The organism is Pseudomonas sp. 43A (assembly GCF_013363935.1).
GTDB classification, from domain to species: domain Bacteria; phylum Pseudomonadota; class Gammaproteobacteria; order Pseudomonadales; family Pseudomonadaceae; genus Aquipseudomonas; species Aquipseudomonas crudilactis.
Genome location: NZ_CP054880.1, coordinates 512,190 through 531,590, shown reverse-complemented (window position 1 = coordinate 531,590; position 19,401 = coordinate 512,190). Strand labels below are relative to the sequence as shown.

Sequence of the window (19,401 nt, the reverse complement as noted above, 5' to 3'; positions counted from 1 at the left end):
GATGATTGTCGTGGAAAAACTGACCAAGCAATTCAAGGGTCAAGTCGTGCTCAACGGTATCGACCTCGAGGTCAAGGAAGGCGAGGTGGTCGCGATTATCGGCCCCAGCGGCTCGGGGAAAACGACGTTCCTGCGTTGCCTGAATTTCCTTGAACAACCCACCAGCGGCCGGATCAAGGTCGGCGATATCGAAATCGATACCAGTCGCCCGCTGAACCAGCAGCAAAGCCTGGTGCGCAATCTGCGCCAGCATGTGGGCTTCGTGTTCCAGAACTTCAATCTGTTCCCCCATCGCACTGCTTTGGAAAACGTCATCGAAGGCCCGATCGTGGTCAAGAAGATGCCGCGCGACGAGGCTGTTGGCCTGGGCAAGAAGCTGCTGGCCAAGGTCGGTCTTGCCGGTAAGGAAGACGCCTATCCGCGTCGCCTGTCCGGAGGTCAGCAACAGCGCGTAGCGATTGCCCGAGCGCTGGCGATGGAACCGGAAGTGATCCTGTTCGACGAGCCGACTTCGGCCCTCGACCCGGAACTGGTCGGTGAAGTGCTGGCAACCATTCGTGGCTTGGCGGAAGAGAAACGCACCATGGTGATTGTCACCCACGAAATGGGTTTTGCTCGCGATGTGGCCAACCGTGTAGTGTTCTTTGACAAAGGTGTGATCGTCGAACAAGGCGACGCCAAGGCATTGTTTGCCAATCCGAAAGAAGAACGCACTAAACAGTTTCTCAGCAAGTTTCTGAATCACGCCTGAGAACTTTCATTGCATCATCAAAAACTTCCACGGACGGAAGTTACCCCTATATAACTTCAGCATCAACCAATACCCCTGCCCAAACAAAAATTATCAGAAGCGCTACATATATATGTTCTGCAACAGATAATACCCGCCTGTCTTCCTCTCCGACTGACCTGACCATGCTCGAATGAATCTTGCGTAAAAACCGGCAAAACGCCCGAGGCACTGTGGCTTATTTCACTTGTAGGACTAGGCAAGACGTCATAGCGACGTAGGAAACTTCTGATTAATTCGTAATTCATGAATTAACTAATATCGTCTATTGACAGCTTATCCCGCGCACTCTTATCTAGTCGGCAACCGGCACCACTTAGTTCACCAAACCCGAATCCAACCTGAATAAAAGTTCAAAGCTTTATTGCCAGTTTATTCACGTCTTTTGTTCTTCCAGAAACGGACTTCGTTGCAAGGCTTCAAGGAGAGAAATCGATGACCCGCACTTCGCATACCCCCGAACTGGCAGCACCGACCCTGGCGCCAGCGCAAAAAACCGGCATCAATCTGACTGCCGCCGCACATTTGTTGGTCGATGTGTCGCCCTATCCCGATATGGATAGCGGCGACCTCATTGAGCTGTTCTGGAACAAATGCTACGTCGCTTCCAGGGTGCTGACGTCCGAGGACGTCGGCATGGCCGTCAGCCTGCGGGTGCCGGAGAGTTTCATCGCCAGCGGCACGGCGCGCGTCCACTACCGGGTGATGCAGGTGGGGCAGGGGCCGGCGTTATCGGCGGCGACGCGGGTTCAGGTCAAACTGGACTGCCCCGGCGGTCAGCCCTCGGCACTGAGCGCAGACGAAAACCAGCAACTGGCCCCCGTGACCATTCCCGACGCCATTCGCCGCCAGGGCGTGAATCCGAACCAGATCAAACGTGGCGTCCCTCTGACTATCGAGCCATACCTGAACATGGCTGAGGACGACGCCATTACCTTGCGCTGGGGTGATGTGCGCATGGATCTGGCGCCAGTCACTGCCGCAGATATCGGCTTGCCGATTCAGGTCTGGGTACCGCCAGCGGTGATTGTCGAAGCGGGTGAGGATCTGCGGCTGGACGTGACTTATTGCGTGATTGACCGAGTCGGCAATAACTCACGTTGGGCACCGCCCCGCACATTGAAGATCGGCTGTGTAAATCCTTATCTGAAAGTCCCTCTGAGGCAGGAACTCAATGTGGCCGAATCGCGCAAGGCCTGATGCGCTTTGGTGGTGGCGGGGGTTCAGCCCCCTCACCTGAAAATTCTTAACCAACCCGACCATCACCCCTTCTATACATATTCCTAAAAGTTAGTTTATTTAATTTTTATACACGCTTAGGGTATATGAACCGGACCACCGGACATTCTTTCATTCGCCGCACTTTGCGGCGTTTTTCATGAGATGTGAGGTAGGTAGTATGGTCCGGAACACAATCACCCCAGTGCAGATCGCCAGGGCATTGCGTGCAGCCAAGGAGCGGCACTGATGTCCAGTCTGGCAGACGCAAACGTCCAGTCGGATCTGGACATCGCCCCGTTGTTGTTGCCCGCGCAGGTGTTGCGCAACGACGCCCAAGCCATCAAGGCCGCCCATGAGCTGGCGCAAGCCGCCCGCGTGCAGGCCGCCAAGCGCGACCGCCAGCGCAAGCTGCCGTGGTCGGAAATCGAACAGTTCACCCGCAGCGGTCTGGGCAGCATTGCCATCCCGCGCGAATACGGCGGCCCGCAGGTGTCGTTCGTTACATTGGCCGAAGTTTTCGCAATCATTTCTGCGGCAGACCCGGCACTGGGACAGATCCCGCAGAACCAGTTCGGCATCATCAATCTGGTGCTCGGCAGCGCCACCGAAGCGCAGAAACAACAGCTGTTCCAGAGCGTTCTGGAAGGTTGGCGCATCGGCAATGCCGGCCCGGAACGCGGCACCAAAAACACCCTGGAACTGAAAGCGCGGATCACCGCCGACGGCGACGATTACGTGATCAACGGCCAGAAGTTCTATTCCACCGGAGCGCTATTTGCGCACTGGGTCGCGGTCAAGGCACTCAACGATGACGGCAAACAAGTGCTGGCCTTCGTCCGTCGCGGCACGCCGGGGTTGCGCATTGTTGATGACTGGTCGGGCTTCGGTCAGCGCACCACCGCCAGCGGTACGATTCTGCTGAACAACGTGCGTGTCGAATCGAGCCTGGTGGTCGACAACTGGAAGATCAACGAAACCCCGAACACCCAAGGCGCGGTGTCGCAGCTGATTCAAGCCGCGATCGACGCCGGCATCGCCCGTGGCGCCATTGATGACGCCATCGAGTTCGTCAAAACCCGCGCACGGCCGTGGATCGACGCCAAGGTTGATCGCGCCAGCGATGACCTCTATGTGATCGCCGATATCGGCAAACTGAAAATCGAACTGCACGCCGCCGAAGCGCTGCTGCGCAAGGCCGGGCAGGTTCTCGATCAAGTGCACGCCGCGCCGCTCACTGCCGAGTCCGCCGCCCGCGCTTCGATCGCCGTGGCCGAAGCAAAAGTGCTCACCACCGAGATCTCACTGCTCGCCAGCGAAAAGCTTTTCGAATTGGCCGGCAGCCGCGCGACCCTCGCCGAATTCAATCTCGACCGTCACTGGCGCAACGCCCGCGTGCACACGTTGCACGACCCGGTGCGCTGGAAATATCACGCGGTCGGCGCCTATCGCCTCAACGGCACTTTACCGGCTCGCCATTCCTGGATCTGACCAGACCTCTGGAGAAACCTATGACTTTTTCCCATCACGTCGCGGTCATCACCAGCGATGAGCAAGCCCTGATCGTCGCCAGCGACCTGGCCGAAGATTTCAAACGCGACAGCGCCGTCCGTGACCGCGAACGCCGCCTGCCACTGCCGGAACTCGATGTATTTTCCCGCTCCGGTCTATGGGGCATCAGCGTGCCCAAGGAATACGGCGGCGCTGGCGTCTCCAACGTAACTCTGGCCAAAGTCATTGCGCTGATCGCTCAGGCTGACGGCTCGCTCGGGCAGATTCCGCAGAACCATTTCTACGCGCTGGAAGTGCTGCGGGTGAACGGCAGCCACGCGCAAAAACGACGGCTGTACGCCGAGGTTCTCGCCGGCCAGCGCTTCGGCAATGCCCTGGCGGAACTGGGCACCAAAACCGCTCACGACCGCGTCACCAGTCTCAAGCGCGACGGTGACGGCTATCGCATCAACGGCCGCAAGTTCTATGCGACCGGCGCGATTTACGCACAGCGCATCCCTACTTCTGTGGTGGATGAAAACGGTGTGCAGCAACTGGCCTTTGTCCCGCGTGACAGCAAAGGCCTGACGGTGATCGACGACTGGAGCGGCTTCGGTCAGCGCACCACCGGCAGCGGTTCGGTGGTGTTCGAAGACGTGTACGTTGCGGCTGAAGACGTGCTGCCGTTTCAAAGTGCCTTCGAACGCCCGACCACTGTCGGCCCGTTGGCGCAGATCCTTCACGCCGCCATCGACACCGGCATCGCCCGCGCCGCCTACGAAGATGCCCTGCACTTTGTGCGCAGCAAGACGCGCCCGTGGATCGATTCCGGCAACGACAAAGCCACCGAAGATCCACTGACACTGAAAAGCTTCGGCCACTTGAGTATCCGCCTGCATGCCACCGAGGCCTTGCTTGAACGGGCCGGCGAATTCCTGGATGCCGCGCAGACTGAAACCAACGCTGACACGGTTGCGGCGGCCTCGATTGCCGTCGCCGAGGCCCGCGCGATCAGCACCGAAATTTCCCTCGCCGCCGGCAGCACACTGTTCGAACTGGCCGGCAGCCAAGCCACGCTGATCGAACACGGCCTCGACCGTCACTGGCGCAACGCTCGCGTACACACCCTGCACGACCCGGTGCGCTGGAAGTATCACGCGGTGGGCAACTACTATCTCAACGATGAAAACCCTCCGTTGCGAGGGACGATCTGATGAGCGCGGCAAAAAAGAAGATCCTGCTCAACGCGTTCAACATGAACTGCATCGGCCATATCAACCATGGCCTGTGGACGCATCCGCGCGACACCTCGACGCGCTACAACACCATCGAATACTGGACTGAACTGGCGCAGTTGCTGGAACGCGGACTCTTCGACGGGCTGTTCATCGCCGACATCGTCGGCGTGTATGACGTCTATCAGAACTCGGTCGACGTGCCGCTGAAAGAGTCGATCCAGTTGCCGGTCAACGATCCGCTGCTGCTGGTTTCAGCCATGGCTGCCGTGACCAGAAATCTCGGTTTCGGTCTGACCGCAAATCTCACTTATGAGCCGCCCTATCTGTTCGCCCGGCGCATGTCGACGCTCGATCATTTGAGCCGTGGCCGCGTCGGCTGGAACATCGTCACCGGTTATCTGGACAGCGCGGCCAAGGCCATGGGCCTGCGCGAACAGGTCGAGCATGACCGTCGTTACGATCAGGCCGACGAATACCTGGAAGTGCTCTACAAACTCTGGGAAGGCAGTTGGGAAAACGGCGCGGTGCTCAACGACCGCGAGCAACGTATCTACGCCAACCCGGAGAAAGTGCACAAGGTCGAGCACAAGGGCGAGTTCTATCAGGTCGAGGGTTATCACCTCTGCGAGCCGTCACCGCAGCGCACGCCTGTGCTGTTTCAGGCCGGCAGCTCCGATCGCGGTTTGTTGTTTGCCGGGCGTCACGCCGAGTGCGTATTCATCAGCGGTCAGAACAAACCGTCGACCAAAGTTCAGGTCGACAAGGTCCGCGCCAGCGCTGTTGAAGCGGGGCGTAATCCTGAGGACATCAAGGTGTTCATGGGCCTGAACGTGATTGTCGGCGCGACCGAAGAGGCGGCATGGGCCAAACACGCCGAGTACCTGAGTTACGCCAGCGCCGAGGCCGGTGTAGCGCATTTCTCGGCGTCGACTGGCATCGATTTTTCCCAGTACGAGATCGACGAACCGATCCAGTACGTGAAGAGCAACGCCATTCAGTCGGCGACGAAAAACCTGCAGAACAACGACTGGACCCGGCGCAAATTGCTCGACCAGCACGCCCTCGGTGGTCGCTACATCACCGTGGTCGGCTCGGCTGAGCAAGTGGCGGATGAGCTGGAATCGTGGGTTGCCGAGACCGGTCTGGACGGTTTCAACCTGACCCGGATCGTTACGCCGGAAAGCTACGTCGATTTCATTGACCTGGTGATTCCGGAGCTGCAGCGGCGCGGGTCGTACAAGACCGCGTACGACACCGGCAGCTTGCGCGAGAAGCTGTTTCACGGTGCGGCGCAATTGCCCGAGCAACACACAGGCTCCGCGTTTCGCCGCTAAAAGCATCGCGAGCAGGCTCACTCCTACAGGGGAACGCATTCCAAATGTAGGAGTGAGCCTGCTCGCGATGAGGCCATAACAAACACCACAAATTTCATGCACTGACTGGAAAAACCCATCATGACCCAGAAAACCCTGTCCCACCCAGTCAAAGCACTGGCCCTGGCCCTCGGCCTGTTCAGCTCGGCCGTTTTCGCCGCCGACGCACCGTTGAAAATCGGCACCACCGCCGCCTTCGCCATCCCGCTGGAAGCTGCCGTTGAAGAGGCCTCTAAACAAGGCCTGAAAGTCGAGCTGGTTGAGTTCACTGACTGGATCGCGCCGAACGTCAGCCTCGCCGCTGGCGACATCGACGTGAACTACTTCCAGCACATCCCGTTCCTCGAAAACGCCAAGGCCGCTTCGGGTTTTGATCTGGTGCCATTCGCGCCGGGGATCATCAACAACGTCGGCCTCTATTCGAAAAAATACAAAAGCTTCGATGAACTGCCCGAAGGCGCCAGCGTTGCCATCGCCAACGACCCGATCAACAGCGGTCGCGGTCTGCAACTGTTGGCCAAGGCCGGTTTGATCACGCTGAAGCCGGGCGTCGGCTACAAAGCCACCGAAGATGACATTGTCGCCAACCCGAAAAAGATCAAGATTCTGCAGGTCGAAGCCGTGCAATTGGTGCGCGCCTATGACGACGCTGATCTGGTCCAGGGCTACCCGGCCTACATTCGTCTGGCGAAGACCTTCGATGCCGGTTCGGCGCTGCTGTTCGACGGCCTCGACCACAAGGAATACGTGATCCAGTTTGTTATCCAGCCGAAGAGCAAAACCGATCCGCGCCTGATCAAATTCGTCGACATCTACCAGCACTCGCCGGTGGTTCGCGCGGCACTGGATAAGGCCCACGGCAAGCTGTATCAAGCCGGTTGGGAAAGCTGAGCATGACGGCCGCGATCCAACGGCGACTGGAGATTCCAGAGCCACACAATGCTGAAAAAACCGAGCTTCACCCTGAGTTGAATCGCGCCCACGTACGCTTCATCGGTCTGGGCAAAACCTACAACGGTCGCCAAGGCCCGGTCGCGGCATTGCAGGGCATTGATCTGGCGATCCAGCGCGGCGAAGTGTTCGGCATCATTGGTCGCAGCGGCGCTGGCAAGTCATCGCTGATCCGTACGATCAATCGTCTGGAACAACCGACCTCGGGGCGAGTGCTGATCGATCAGGTCGACATCGGCGAGTTCGATGAAGACCGTCTTGTCGCCCTGCGCCGGCGCATCGGCATGATCTTTCAGCACTTCAATCTGATGTCGGCCAAGACCGTTTGGCAGAACGTCGAACTGCCGCTGAAAGTCGCGGGTGTGCCGAAACAACAACGCGAGAAAAAGGTGCGCGAACTGCTCGAACTGGTCGGCCTGCAAGAAAAGCACAAGGCTTATCCGGCGCAGCTTTCCGGTGGGCAGAAACAGCGTGTCGGTATCGCCCGCGCGTTGGTGCATGACCCGGATATCTTGCTCTGCGACGAGGCCACTTCGGCGCTCGACCCGGAGACCACGCAGTCGATCCTCGGCCTGCTGCGCGAGATCAATAAACGCCTGGGCCTGACCATCGTCCTGATCACGCACGAGATGGCGGTGATCCGCGAAATCTGCGACCGCGTTGTCGTGCTTGAGCACGGGCGGGTTGTCGAGCAAGGCCCGGTCTGGGAAGTGTTCGGCAATCCGCAGCACGAAGTCAGCCAGACCTTGCTCGCACCGCTGCAACACGCGTTGCCGGAAGAGCTGCAGAGTCGTTTGCAAACGCAGCCCACCGCCTCCGACGCTGCTGTGGTGTTGCGTCTGCAGTTTACCGGCAGCGCCAGTGATGAACCGGATCTGGCCGCGCTGTTCACAGCGCTCGGCGGCCGGGTGAAGTTGCTTCAGGGCGGCGTTGAGCGGATTCAGGGGCATGCGCTCGGGCAACTGTTGTTGGCCATCAGCGGTTCAGCGTTCAGCGCCGAACAATTACGCGAGCGCGCCGCACCATGGGCGCAACGAGTGGAGGTATTGGGTTATGTGGCTTGATCGCTTGCTGCAAGGCTTTATCGACACCTTCCTGATGGTCGGTGTGTCGTCGCTGATCGCCCTGCTGGCGGGGATTCCCATGGCGGTGATTCTGGTCACCAGCGACAAGGGCGGGATCTATGAAGCGCCGATACTCAATCGCGCCTTGGGCGCGTTCGTGAACCTGTTTCGCTCGATCCCGTTTCTGATTCTGATGGTCGCGCTGATTCCGTTTACCCGTTTGATTGTCGGCACCACCTACGGTGTCTGGGCTGCCGTCGTGCCGCTGACGATTGCCGCCACGCCGTTCTTTGCACGGATTGCTGAAGTGAGTTTGCGCGAGGTTGATCATGGCTTGATCGAGGCGGCGCAGGCGATGGGTTGCCGGCGTTGGCACATTGTCTGGCATGTGTTGTTGCCGGAGGCGCTGCCGGGGATTGTCGGCGGGTTCACTATCACGTTGGTGACCATGATCAATTCGTCGGCGATGGCCGGCGCGATTGGTGCGGGCGGTCTCGGCGACATCGCCTATCGCTACGGCTATCAGCGCTTTGACAGCCAGATCATGCTGACGGTGATTGTGTTGCTGGTGGCGTTGGTGGCGGTGATTCAGCTCGGTGGGGATCGGTTGGCGCGGGGGTTGAACAAGCGTTGAGGATTTCGCGAGCCACAACGCTTTGTGGCGTAGAGGTTGATGGCTTAGAGGAAAATCAGACTCCTCGCCATCTCGCCGTTGATTTGACCCGCTTGCTATCGTGACAAACTCTCATGCAGCAGTTCGTAATGGATATATATCCCCGCATGTAATCAACGAATAGAAACATTCAATCCCGGATTGGCGAGACGGATACTATCCACTGCATTTTGTAAGTACTCTGGAAGTATAGGTTTACCGTTGACTAAGCGCAGCTCGTCCAACGGCAGCACTACGATTTCTTTAACAGTAATGTTTTGAGAGGCAGGCATAGATTGGTGAACGGAAACACCTCCTTTCCCCACAACAATTACTTCGTTGTAAGGACGTTTATCACCAATCTTTTTCTGATCCCGCACCAAGTTGGTTGGTGTATCGATTTTATAGTGACTGGTCACTCCTTTTCTAGCATCAGGCACAGTCAGTTGACCGGAAAAAACAGCTTTGGCGAGCATTCCCTTCTCCTCTATGGTTTCTCCCCCAGCACCAATATGGTTAGGAAAAAAAGCATCAACCGGTGAAGTCCCAATGATGTTAGAAGGGGCGACATTTAATACAAACGCAATCTCTCCACGAGTGATTTTTTTTGAAGCCGAAAAACTCTCAACTTTTTCGTAACCTCGCGCCCCATTTCCTGCGGACGCTTCAGGTACAATTTTATTTACCATCTTAGTATCACGATCTCTCAAATCTATCAGAGATGTACTAATCGCATCCCATGATGAAAAAAGCTTATCTGCGCTTTCAGTCAACAAAGCACTCGGCTTTGGAAAGTAAGGATCATTCAGCCTAAGCGTATGAACTATCTCTAGATCTGGCCCAATATCAGCCCATTCTTTAAGATTTTTCACGTTATCTTCGTAGAATTCATGAATTATAGGATCTGCAGCAATGGGACCCCTGGCAATATTTTTATTTCGTTTCCTACCATCGGGATCAGAGTTGATTACCGGTTGATTCCCAACAAACAAATAAATATTTATTCCATCCACAACTCCTGCCGGATCCGGGCTAATCCACCGTTGTAACCATACGGCGCAATACCTATGCCCATAGTAATAAAGCCCGCTCGCATCCCTCTCCTTGAGCGAATAACGGATAGTTTTGTACTTCGCCAGCAACGCACTTTTAGCCGCCCAGCACGCCGTGCCACCAAACGGGTAATAGTGCTCCTGACTCAAAACTCCCGCGCCATCGTCCAACTCCAGAGTGCTGGAACCGAGATGATCACTCAGGCTGTAACGCAGTTGATCGCTTTCAGCGCCATCAGGCCAATGCAGCATTCGCACCTGATTACGCCCGGCTTCGACACTGATCACATGCCGCTCTTTTCCGTTCGCTTCGCGATGCACCTCAAGACCCGGCAGATAACGCACTTCTGATTTCAGGGTTTGCCCGGATGTCTGGCTGAGGCGTGTTTTACGCAACCGATGGCCGGGTCGATCGTAAACATAACCTTCGTGGTCATTCGGCTCGTCCTGGCGTTGCACCAGCGTCACTCGTCTCAATTGATTGCGCACATCCCAGCTCATGGCCTGTCCGCGCTGCAATTCCAACTGATTGCCAGCGAGATCAAACCCTTCCGAAATCTGCGGTTCTCCCGGTAGAGAACCATCGTCGCGCTGGGCCAGACTTCGATTGCTGTAAGCAGAGGTAAACATCGAAAAACCCGGCGCACCGCTGTGGTGACGGGAGATCAAATTGCCCGCCGCGTCGTAATCAAATGTCTGGGTGTAATTGCGCCGCTGATTAGGATCCAGTGGGGTTGGCAGCAATTCCGGTAACGCCGGGCCATGGCTCGGCTGGCTGACTTCCCAGCCCTTGGTTTCGACCAGTTGATGCAGGCTGTCATAGCGATAGCGGCTGACCGGTTCGATGCACTGCTGATTGAAGTAAGTCACGACCTGGGTTTTGTCTTCGAGGCTAACGATATTGCCCACCGGGTCGTAGACGTAATTTAAATCTTGCAAAGGAGTTTGCGCGCCAACACTGGCGACCAGTCTGAGCAGCCGACCGTCATCACGGCTGTATTGCGCTTGGGTGATAACACCATTACCGGCAGTTTCACGCTCAATCTGTTCGTGCGCGTTGTAACGGATATCACTGACCAGGCATTTGGGTAGTTTGCCTTCACCGGTCGGGCGAAGCCATGTCGCGGAAAGTTCGCCCGCCACGTTGTATTGACGGGTCTGGACATTGCCCATGGCATCGGTCTGGTGCTGGAGTTCGCCCGTCGGATAGAAAGCGTAGCGAGTGACGTAGGACTGCTCCTCCAGAAACACATCACGGTGTTCAGGGTCGCTGGGCCAGTCGGGCAGATCAAGATTCGTCAGCAGGCGCCGCGATTCCACCAGCTCGGCACCGGCCAGACCATAGTCGTTGAGGAGCCGGGTCCCCGCCGGGTCGTCATGGCGGATCAGGCGACCGCACTGATTGTGCTGGGCGAAGGCATCGCCAGCACTGGCGTAGGTCAATCGCTCAACCACATAAGGCTGTTCGCCACGTGCTTGCTCCGTCACAACAATCGGGCGCTGCAGGTCGTCGTGCTCGCGATGACATACGCTGCCTCGAGCATCCCACGAACAGCACGACGAGCCAGCCTGATCCGGCAGACTCAGCTGCCAACCAGCATCGACGCTGTCCGTCAGCAATGCCTGCCCGCTCAATCCGTACGTGGTGGCCAGGTTCGGCTTCGGCGCCGTTCCCCACAACCGCGGATCCCACGCCGCTATCTGACGTCCCGCCGCATCGAACACTTGCCGGGTAATGCGCGGGTCGATGTCGGGCGAGTCCGGATGCCGGCAATAGCCGACGCTGCGGATCATCAGCGAACGTGGATCAATGACCGACAGTGTCGGCGTGGCGGCGTCGTGATGAACATTCATGGTCACAAGCATCCTTTTTCACCTTCGGTGAAGAATGAGCGCTTTGGCGGTGTTCCGATACTGTAAGAACTAACAGGTGCCATCCCGGCGCCACAGGCCATAGTATTTTGTCGTCAGTGCAGGGAATATCGGCAATCAGCAAGTCAGGATCGAAATTCCATCTGCAAAGTCATGAAAACAATTTCTTGAAAAAGCTGCGTGTCGGAGGCTTTTCATAGTAGGCAATAAAGTTAGCGATGGATCTCGGTTCGGCCTCTTCTGGTCGCCTCATGAGCGATTGACCATTTGCGCCGACAACTCCAATTCCAGCTGAATATCCGCCATCAAGATTCACCGCCCTCCCCCCACCACTGTTCATTCCATCGAGCCTGGCCATTACAAGAGACCACTCAGGCATGGTGTAACCCGTAGCTTTCTCGCTTCGCCCATCGCTCAAGCCCAGTGCCAAACGGGTACGCTGCCCAGGCCCGGATGTTCCAGGCAGACTGATACCGGAGCGACTATTGGGTGCACCTGCATGGCCCAGCTTGCCCGGTTGATTGTTTTTGGGATCAAACAAAAATTTAGTCAGACCTAGCCAACTTTGCGGGAAAGCAGGTTGCCCGTTGTTCGATAACACAGGTCCAGACTGGATTTTCGAGCCGTCTCTCATCGAAATCGACGTGTAATATTTTTTATAGTCAGATGGCACAGGTGCATAGACTTGTTCCGTGCCACCAATCACGCTGGGACCGATCGGCGCAAACGGCGAGACGTGTTTATTGCCCAGATTGGCGATGTTGAAAAAGCCGCCGTTTATGTAGGCGACAGCACCAGCATTGTTAAGACCTGCCTGTGCCTTGATCGCTTCCCCAGACACTGTATTCAGGCGGATACCTTGCTCCGCACCTGCAACTTTTCCCCGCAGTGAGGAGGCGATCGACAGATACGAAAGCTTTCTGTCCCCTCTCACGGGGCGAGTCAGCCCCATTCCCATGCGGTTCAGCAGCTCATTCCGGCCTTGAATGTCGACAGCGATTATTCCCGGCGCGACAGTACGAACCCGCACCCCATCTTGTGACGCTACTACCGCTGCGTATGCCGATCGCCATCGACTCTGGGCATCGCTCTTACTCAGACCATCAGGGTCAACCGAATTCACCGGATTGTTCCCAAGCATTTGATACGCATTCGGTCCATCCCACGTCGGGTCAGGGTTTATCCAACGCTGAAGCCAAGGCGCGTAATAACGAAAACCGAAGTAATACAAACCTGTCGCATCTCGCTCCTTGCCTGAATAGCGCACAGTTTTGTATTTCGCCACCCATACGCTCTTGCCCGCCCAGCACGCAGTGCCTCCGAAAGGGTAATAATGCTCTTGCGTGATCACACCGGCTTCAGCATCCAGTTCCAACATGCTGGAATCGAGAAGCTCGCCATAGCTGTAACGCCATTGATCAGCGTGAGCCCCATTCGGCCAATGCAGCATCTGGACAGCGCTGCGTCCCGCTTCGATGCTGATGACATGGTGCACTTCGCCATCAATCTGTAATCGCAACTCCAGACCGGGGAGATAGCGAACTTCGCGGATCATTGCCCGGCCCGAGGCACGACTAAAGGACAGTTTCCGCAAGCGATGACCCAAGCGGTCGTATTGGTAGCACTCGTTGTCGTCAGACATGGCTTGACGGGAAACCAGTGTGGCCTGACTGAGTTGGTTGCGCACATCCCACCTCAAGCCCTGCCCGCGCAACAGCTCCAACTGATTACCGCAGGCATCGAATCCGTTAACGATATCGGTCTCTCCGGGCAAAGAACCATCGTCGCGTTGCGCCAGACTTCGATTGCTGTAAGCAGAGGTAAACATCGAAAAACCCGGCGCACCGCTGTGGTGACGGGAGATCAAATTGCCCGCCGCGTCGTAATCAAATGTCTGGGTGTAATTGCGCCGCTGATTAGGATCCAGTGGGGTTGGCAGCAATTCCGGTAACGCCGGGCCATGGCTCGGCTGGCTGACTTCCCAGCCCTTGGTTTCGACCAGTTGATGCAGGCTGTCATAGCGATAGCGGCTGACCGGTTCGATGCGCTGCTGATTGAAGTAAGTCACGACCTGGGTTTTGTCTTCGAGGCTAACGATATTGCCCACCGGGTCGTAGACGTAGTGCAAATTCTGCAAGGGTGTCTGTTCGCCGACGGCTGCGCTGAGCTTAAGCAGGCGGCCATCTTCAGGGCTGTACTCTGCGCGGGTCATGACTCCGTTACCGGCGGTCTCATGTTCAATCTGCTCGTGCGCGTTGTAACGGATATCACTGACCAGGCATTTGGGTTGTTTGCCTTCACCGGTCGGGCGAAGCCATGTCGCGGAAAGTTCGCCCGCCACGTTGTATTGACGGGTCTGGACATTGCCCATGGCATCGGTCTGGTGCTGGAGTTCGCCCGTCGGATAGAAAGCGTAGCGGGTGACGTAGGACTGCTCCTCCAGAAACACATCACGGTGTTCAGGGTCGCTGGGCCAGTCGGGCAGATCGAGATTCCTCAGCAGGCGCCGCGATTCCACCAGCTCGGCACCGGCCAGACCATAGTCGTTGATGAGCCGGGTCCCCGCCGGGTCGTCATGGCGGATCAGGCGACCGCACTGATTGTGCTGGGCGAAGGCATCGCCAGCACTGGCGTAGGTCAATCGCTCAATCACATAAGGCTGTTCGCCACGTGCTTGCTCCGTCACAACAATCGGGCGCTGCAGGTCGTCGTGCTCGCGATGACATACGCTGCCTCGAGCATCCCACGAACAGCACGACGAGCCAGCCTGATCCGGCAGACTCAGCTGCCAACCAGCATCGACGCTGTCCGTCAGTAGCGCCTGCCCGCTCAATCCGTACGTGGTGGCCAGGTTCGGCTTCGGCGCCGTTCCCCACAATCGCGGATCCCACGCCGCTATCTGACGTCCCGCCGCATCGAACACTTGTCGGGTAATGCGCGGATCGATGTCGGGCAGGTCAGGATGCCGGCAATAGCCGACGCTGCGGATCATCAGCGAACGTGGATCAATGACCGACAGTGTCGGCGTGGCGGCGTCGTGATGAACATTCATGGTCACAAGCGTCCTTTTTCACCTTCGGTGAAGAATGAGCGCTTTGGCGGTGTTCCGATACTGTAAGAACTAACAGGTGCACACTCAAAACAGCTGAATTGAAGGAGCGCCGGTTTAATCTTCAATCAGGCTGTCCAGCCATGAATATTCGCTTTTGTTTTGATGCAGCACTTGCAGAGCTTTTGCCGCACAAATCAGGCTGTCAGCGTTGTTCACCGCCAACTGCGCACGCAACGGCGGACTGGCGTTGAACGCGTCAACCGCCGCCTGAAGTTCCAGATCGTCGCCGATACCCAGGTAATCACTGACAGCGAACAGGAACGCATCGTGGTCGTCTGAAAACGCGTTCAGATAGTCGACCGTCAAACCGCCACGCATGATTGCCTCGGAGACGCCGCGCTCGGGAACGTCGTACACGGCTAGCGAATCCCAGACCAGCAAACGACCCAGTCGGCCGTCCAGATAGAAATAGTCTGCGGCGTTGGGCCCGATGGCCTGGAACCGGTCGATTCTGTTGGTGTGCAACATTTCATGGCCCAACGACAGGCTCAACGTACCGCGCTGCATGTACTTGCGATTGATGAACAGCCGGCCGTGGAAATCGCTTTTGTACATCCACGCCGCGCTATTGCTGTGCGCATCGACGCCGAGGAATTTTTCGCCGCCCCAAACCCCCTGGTATTCCCTGGAAACCGCCAGGCCGCGCGCGACCGAATCAGAGAATCGTTGCGCAACGTCGAGGTGCCCGGTGCCGAAGAAACTTTCGTAAACGGCATCCGCATCCCGGTATTTCAGGCCAATGGCGTGGCGGGCATCAGCGAAGATGTTTTCAACCGCTTTCAGTTCTGAACGAATGATCGCCACCTGTTCTGGCGAGAACTGCTTCAAGCCGCGGGCGACCAGCGCGCCCTTCTGTGCCGCCGTGTACTCAAACGAGTCATCGCTACCGGTATGAACCCGGTTTTTTGCGCATGTTCCCTTCTGACCTCGCCAATGAGCTCATCGATGTCGATGTCAATCACTTTGCCTGGACCGGTCAACGGTTGAGGCCGTTCGAGTGTCCAGATCTTGCTGCGTGGATCAAGAAACAACGCCGGGCCCAACGCCGCCGATTCAGAGACCAGCGATGCCCGATACTCACCGGCTGTACCGGTTTCCCTGACCAGGACGATCTCGCCGGGTGCGATATCGACATATTTTCGGTTCTTGTACACGCGCAGGCCTTGCGCATTGGCGGCAGGCAAGTTGGCTGGCGCGCGCAAGCTGTAGCGCTCAAGGGTTTTGACCTGCGTAGACACGGGCCGGATCTGGGCAGAGTGCAACGGCGTAATCGTAACGGCGGGGGAATGTGCCCCCGCCTCCAGGCTCGCTGGATCCGTATCAAAGCGATAAATCTTCACGGGAGTCCCGTCGCCGGACGGCGAACTGCCGGATCTTTTCCGCGGTGGTGTGGCGTTCACCGGGTTGCGGCTGGTTGGCGAGCTAGCGCCAGGTTTGCGAACAATGCTCATGAACATCCTTTTCCTGAGTGATTCCCCCCCGATAAAAAACAGGGCAGACATCGCGACAGTGGTCTATCGCGCAGGCGTCATTACATCCCGGAGCGCGCTACTGCGTGCGGTACATATGTATTGCACGGACGCCGGGGTTTTGTGCTTTCTGGAGAATGAAGATCCAAGGCTCGCAGGCTGCGATCTTTTAAAGCACGAAAGCGCTTATAGTCTGCCCATCGTCCTTGCCACCACGAACCGACCATGAAGCAGACCCCGACCGACCTCGAACAGATCACCGCCACCACCCTTGGCCACTACAACGCAGTGGCCGAAGACTTCCGTGAGGGCACCCGCGATCACGATGTCAGCCAGAACATCGAGGCGCTGTTGCGGCACATCCAGGGCGTAGCGCCGTTGGCGATTCTTGATTTTGGCTGTGGACCGGGACGGGATCTGCAGACGTTTACACGCATGGGGCACGTCGCGGTTGGTCTCGACGGCTCACCCGAGTTTGCACGGATGGCCCGTGAGGACAGTGGCTGTGAAGTGTGGTGCCAGGATTTCCTCAAGCTTGATTTACCCGCCGAACGCTTCGACGGAATCTTCGCCAATGCGGTGCTGTTTCATGTGCCATTGCAGGAATTGCCACGGGTTTTGCAACAGCTGCGCGATACCTTGAAACCGGGCGGTGTGCTGTTCAGCTCTAACCCGCGTGGGGATAACCGTGAGGGCTGGAACGGACCGCGCTATGGCTCGTATCACGATCTGGAGGCATGGCGCGGGCTGCTTGCCCGCGCCGGATTCGTCGAACTGGAACACTACTTTCGTCCCGCAGGCCTGCCGCGCGAGCAGCAGCCGTGGTTGGCCAGCGTCTGGCGCAAAGGCTGAGTCAGGGAGTTGCCTGCACCCGGTAGTGGCTGACGGTACCTTCCGGCAGCAGCAGCGTGATGCTCTCGCCGGGCAGGGTCCGACCGTCCACTTCACGCGGGGCTGGATCGAAGTTGGCCAGCAGCCGAGTGCCGTCTTCGAACGTAGTCTGCTGCACCCGTCGGTCTTCGCTCAGCCAATGGAAGCTGATGAGTGCCTGCGTCGCCAGGCGCTCATGCAGCGGACGGAAAAATGCATCCTGACGAGCCATCAGCGGCAGTCGCTGCGCCAGCGTCGCCGCACTCAGGTGGTACAGCGGCGGCACGTTGTAAAGCAATTGCGTCAGTTCGTTTTCCACCCTTGCGTTGCTCAATTTAAGGCTGTCGAACAACCAGTGATGGGTGGTGATGAGCGAGCCGTGGAACACCGCTTGATACAGCGGCAAACGGCTGGCCGGGTCAAAGTGAATGCGCCGCAACGGTTCCTTTATTGGCACGGATTTGAAGAACACGGCCGGTTGCTCCGGCGGAAACCACTTGCCGACAAAGTATTCCGAGTCCGGGTTTTTACTCATGTCGGCATCACCCCAACCGATCACCGGTGTCTGCATGCCATGAGCGAACAGTACGCCTTGGGCCGTCGTTGCATTGCCGTCTTCTGAGCCGCTGGGCAATTGCAGCACTTCATTGATCCAGCGCGACGCCTGGACATTGCCTTCGGCGTTCTGTGCCTGTGTCATTGGGGCATCCGCACGGTAGCTGTCGAACACCATGCCTGTGGCGTAGGCGTCGAGAAACCAGCTGTTGAAACCGGCGGCGACGCTGACCGCTTTGACTCGTTTCTCCAGCAAAGGGCGCACGCAACGTGGGTCGGTGTAGTGACCTGATTGCTGAAAGCCGCTTTTCAGCGTGCGATTTTCCAGCACGATGGCGCACTCGCGGTAAGCCGTGTCACCCAAATGCGCGGTGGTCCAGTCCGGGTTCTCATCCCGACTCAGCGCCGTCTCGTAAGAATCATACGGTGCCAGCAGATACCCGGCCTGCACGCCTGCTCGAACCGCCTCGGGATGCCAGAGCCCGCCCTCCCAGCCCTCGCCAAGACCCAGCCACAAGCGCGACAGCCCGGCGTTTTGCAATTGCTCAATGGTATCCAGCGACAGGGTGCTGCCCCATTGCTCGGGACTGGCTGTCACGGCACCGGCGAATTCGCGGGCCAGTTGGCCACGCAGGGCAGCGTAACCGTTGACCAGTGCTTGCATGTCCGGCACCGCGCGGGCTTGCCAGGTTTTGCGCGCCTGAGAGTTCAGCGCCCGATTGAGGCTACGCAGCAGAATGCTTTGCTGATAACGATTGAGCACGGTCTGCGTGGCGAGCAGTTGCAAGGCTTCACCATCCATGCCGCCGCGCAACGCACCGGCAAGGTCAGTCTGGCCGCGCAACTTGCCAAGCAACGCCGGCCAGTTACGCACATCCTTTTGCCCCAGCAGATCGTTACCCCACAGGTAGACATGACTGGCGCCCAACAGCTTTCGCGATGTCGGTGTTTTCTCAAGCTTGCTGCTCAGGCTTTCGTGACGACCAGTGTCGATCAGCCATTGTCGGTAGCGCTTGGCGCCGGCCAGCGGCTCGGCGTCACCCAGAAACAGGCTGAACGTCAGCGCTGTCGACGGCTTGAGTGAGGTGAATTGATGCCGCACCGACAACGCGAGCGCATCGCCCTCAGCGCTGAACAGCAGTTGATTGTTGTAGGGGTTGCTCAGCAACCAGCTGAGGCTGAATCCCTCATGCTCGACGCCCCAGATCGGCAGACTCATATCCTGAGTGGCATTGAGTACCCCTTGACTCACCAGAAACGCCTGCCACACCGGATCGCCGCGCGGCACATAATGGCCCTCGGCCAAGGGCCAGATCAGGCCCTTGCCCATGGCATTGCCGGGCTGGCGCAAGAACTCAAGTTCAGCCGGGGCGCGTGCGGTGATCGAGAAGTTCAGGTCGCGTTGATCGAGATCAACGCTGAGTGACCAGGCGCCATCGTCCCATTGCCAGTCGACACGATTGTCACGTTGCACCAGGTTGCTGATCCTGTGCGCGGCGACACCCGTCGATGCCTGCACAGTCGCGCCGTTGGCCGGGGTGACTCGCACGGCGAGGGTCGCGGGGTCGAGCTGTACGCGCCACAGCGGGTTTTGCAGCAGCGTTTCGGCCAGCGATGAGGGCGACAGGCACAGGCCGGCCACTAACAGCAGTTGGCGCAACCAGCAAGTGACAGTCGACATCAGGCGTCCCTCC

Annotated in this window: 14 protein-coding genes; 9 read left to right on the top strand and 5 right to left on the bottom strand. The window is 57.9% G+C overall.

Annotated elements, in window-relative coordinates; all coding sequences use genetic code 11:
* Position 1: 1 nt before the first annotated feature.
* The 8 genes from tcyN to HUW52_RS02255 all read left to right on the top strand — a co-directional run bounded on the left by tcyN (position 2) and on the right by HUW52_RS02255 (position 8,759).
* Positions 2–751, top strand: a complete 750-nt coding sequence (gene tcyN, locus HUW52_RS02290) for an L-cystine ABC transporter ATP-binding protein TcyN (RefSeq protein WP_016983649.1) — start codon at positions 2–4, stop codon at positions 749–751.
* 474 nt (positions 752–1,225) lie between these two features.
* A complete protein-coding gene (locus HUW52_RS02285) occupies positions 1,226–1,990 on the top strand; it encodes a hypothetical protein (protein WP_175552872.1) in 765 nt (254 codons plus the stop codon).
* A 267-nt stretch (positions 1,991–2,257) separates the two neighbouring features.
* Positions 2,258–3,499 (top strand): SfnB family sulfur acquisition oxidoreductase, encoded by a 1,242-nt coding sequence (locus HUW52_RS02280; RefSeq protein ID WP_016983647.1) that lies wholly within the window; start codon positions 2,258–2,260, stop codon positions 3,497–3,499.
* 20 nt (positions 3,500–3,519) lie between these two features.
* Positions 3,520–4,713, top strand: coding sequence for an SfnB family sulfur acquisition oxidoreductase (locus tag HUW52_RS02275; RefSeq protein ID WP_016983646.1), 1,194 nt, complete (start codon positions 3,520–3,522; stop codon positions 4,711–4,713).
* Positions 4,713–6,071 (top strand): LLM class flavin-dependent oxidoreductase, encoded by a 1,359-nt coding sequence (locus tag HUW52_RS02270; protein WP_175552871.1) that lies wholly within the window; start codon positions 4,713–4,715, stop codon positions 6,069–6,071. Before HUW52_RS02275 ends, HUW52_RS02270 begins: the two co-directional genes overlap by 1 nt.
* Before the next feature lie 120 nt (positions 6,072–6,191).
* Positions 6,192–7,001 carry a MetQ/NlpA family ABC transporter substrate-binding protein gene (locus HUW52_RS02265; RefSeq protein WP_016983644.1) on the top strand — a complete coding sequence of 270 codons (810 nt, stop codon included), beginning with the start codon at positions 6,192–6,194 and terminating at the stop codon, positions 6,999–7,001.
* A gap of 2 nt (positions 7,002–7,003) precedes the next feature.
* Positions 7,004–8,125 (top strand): methionine ABC transporter ATP-binding protein, encoded by a 1,122-nt coding sequence (locus tag HUW52_RS02260; RefSeq protein WP_175552870.1) that lies wholly within the window; start codon positions 7,004–7,006, stop codon positions 8,123–8,125.
* On the top strand, positions 8,115–8,759 hold the full coding sequence (locus HUW52_RS02255; RefSeq protein WP_016983642.1) for a methionine ABC transporter permease: 645 nt from the start codon (positions 8,115–8,117) through the stop codon (positions 8,757–8,759). Before HUW52_RS02260 ends, HUW52_RS02255 begins: the two co-directional genes overlap by 11 nt.
* A gap of 152 nt (positions 8,760–8,911) precedes the next feature.
* On the opposite strand, the gene HUW52_RS02250 is transcribed toward HUW52_RS02255, so the two are convergent.
* From HUW52_RS02250 to HUW52_RS30205, 4 genes are all read right to left on the bottom strand, one after another.
* Complete coding sequence (locus tag HUW52_RS02250) at positions 8,912–11,683, bottom strand: RHS repeat domain-containing protein (protein ID WP_175552869.1); 2,772 nt, start codon at positions 11,681–11,683, stop codon at positions 8,912–8,914.
* 169 nt (positions 11,684–11,852) lie between these two features.
* Entirely contained in the window at positions 11,853–14,753 is a 2,901-nt protein-coding gene (locus HUW52_RS02245; protein ID WP_175552868.1) for an RHS repeat-associated core domain-containing protein, read from the bottom strand.
* A 114-nt stretch (positions 14,754–14,867) separates the two neighbouring features.
* Positions 14,868–15,641, bottom strand: a complete 774-nt coding sequence (locus tag HUW52_RS02240; RefSeq protein WP_256667899.1) for a hypothetical protein — start codon at positions 15,639–15,641, stop codon at positions 14,868–14,870.
* Positions 15,638–16,264 (bottom strand): hypothetical protein, encoded by a 627-nt coding sequence (locus tag HUW52_RS30205; RefSeq protein WP_256667898.1) that lies wholly within the window; start codon positions 16,262–16,264, stop codon positions 15,638–15,640. The genes HUW52_RS02240 and HUW52_RS30205 overlap by 4 nt, the downstream gene beginning before the upstream one ends.
* A gap of 243 nt (positions 16,265–16,507) precedes the next feature.
* On the opposite strand from HUW52_RS30205, the gene HUW52_RS02235 reads away from it, so the two are divergent.
* Positions 16,508–17,134 (top strand): bifunctional 2-polyprenyl-6-hydroxyphenol methylase/3-demethylubiquinol 3-O-methyltransferase UbiG, encoded by a 627-nt coding sequence (locus HUW52_RS02235; protein WP_175552867.1) that lies wholly within the window; start codon positions 16,508–16,510, stop codon positions 17,132–17,134.
* A 1-nt stretch (position 17,135) separates the two neighbouring features.
* Here the strand turns inward: HUW52_RS02235 and HUW52_RS02230 are convergent, their stop codons facing one another.
* Positions 17,136–19,388: a glycoside hydrolase gene (locus tag HUW52_RS02230; RefSeq protein ID WP_175552866.1), complete on the bottom strand. Its 2,253-nt coding sequence runs from the start codon at positions 19,386–19,388 to the stop codon at positions 17,136–17,138.
* Between the last annotated feature and the right edge of the window lie 13 nt (positions 19,389–19,401).

Coding starts and splice junctions, on each gene's coding strand:
- tcyN (WP_016983649.1), top strand. CDS start 2: ATGATTGTCGTGGAAAAACTGACCAAGCAATTCAAGGGTCAAGTCGTG.
- HUW52_RS02285 (WP_175552872.1), top strand. CDS start 1,226: ATGACCCGCACTTCGCATACCCCCGAACTGGCAGCACCGACCCTGGCG.
- HUW52_RS02280 (WP_016983647.1), top strand. CDS start 2,258: ATGTCCAGTCTGGCAGACGCAAACGTCCAGTCGGATCTGGACATCGCC.
- HUW52_RS02275 (WP_016983646.1), top strand. CDS start 3,520: ATGACTTTTTCCCATCACGTCGCGGTCATCACCAGCGATGAGCAAGCC.
- HUW52_RS02270 (WP_175552871.1), top strand. CDS start 4,713: ATGAGCGCGGCAAAAAAGAAGATCCTGCTCAACGCGTTCAACATGAAC.
- HUW52_RS02265 (WP_016983644.1), top strand. CDS start 6,192: ATGACCCAGAAAACCCTGTCCCACCCAGTCAAAGCACTGGCCCTGGCC.
- HUW52_RS02260 (WP_175552870.1), top strand. CDS start 7,004: ATGACGGCCGCGATCCAACGGCGACTGGAGATTCCAGAGCCACACAAT.
- HUW52_RS02255 (WP_016983642.1), top strand. CDS start 8,115: ATGTGGCTTGATCGCTTGCTGCAAGGCTTTATCGACACCTTCCTGATG.
- HUW52_RS02250 (WP_175552869.1), bottom strand. CDS start 11,683: ATGAATGTTCATCACGACGCCGCCACGCCGACACTGTCGGTCATTGAT.
- HUW52_RS02245 (WP_175552868.1), bottom strand. CDS start 14,753: ATGAATGTTCATCACGACGCCGCCACGCCGACACTGTCGGTCATTGAT.
- HUW52_RS30205 (WP_256667898.1), bottom strand. CDS start 16,264: ATGAGCATTGTTCGCAAACCTGGCGCTAGCTCGCCAACCAGCCGCAAC.
- HUW52_RS02235 (WP_175552867.1), top strand. CDS start 16,508: ATGAAGCAGACCCCGACCGACCTCGAACAGATCACCGCCACCACCCTT.
- HUW52_RS02230 (WP_175552866.1), bottom strand. CDS start 19,388: ATGTCGACTGTCACTTGCTGGTTGCGCCAACTGCTGTTAGTGGCCGGC.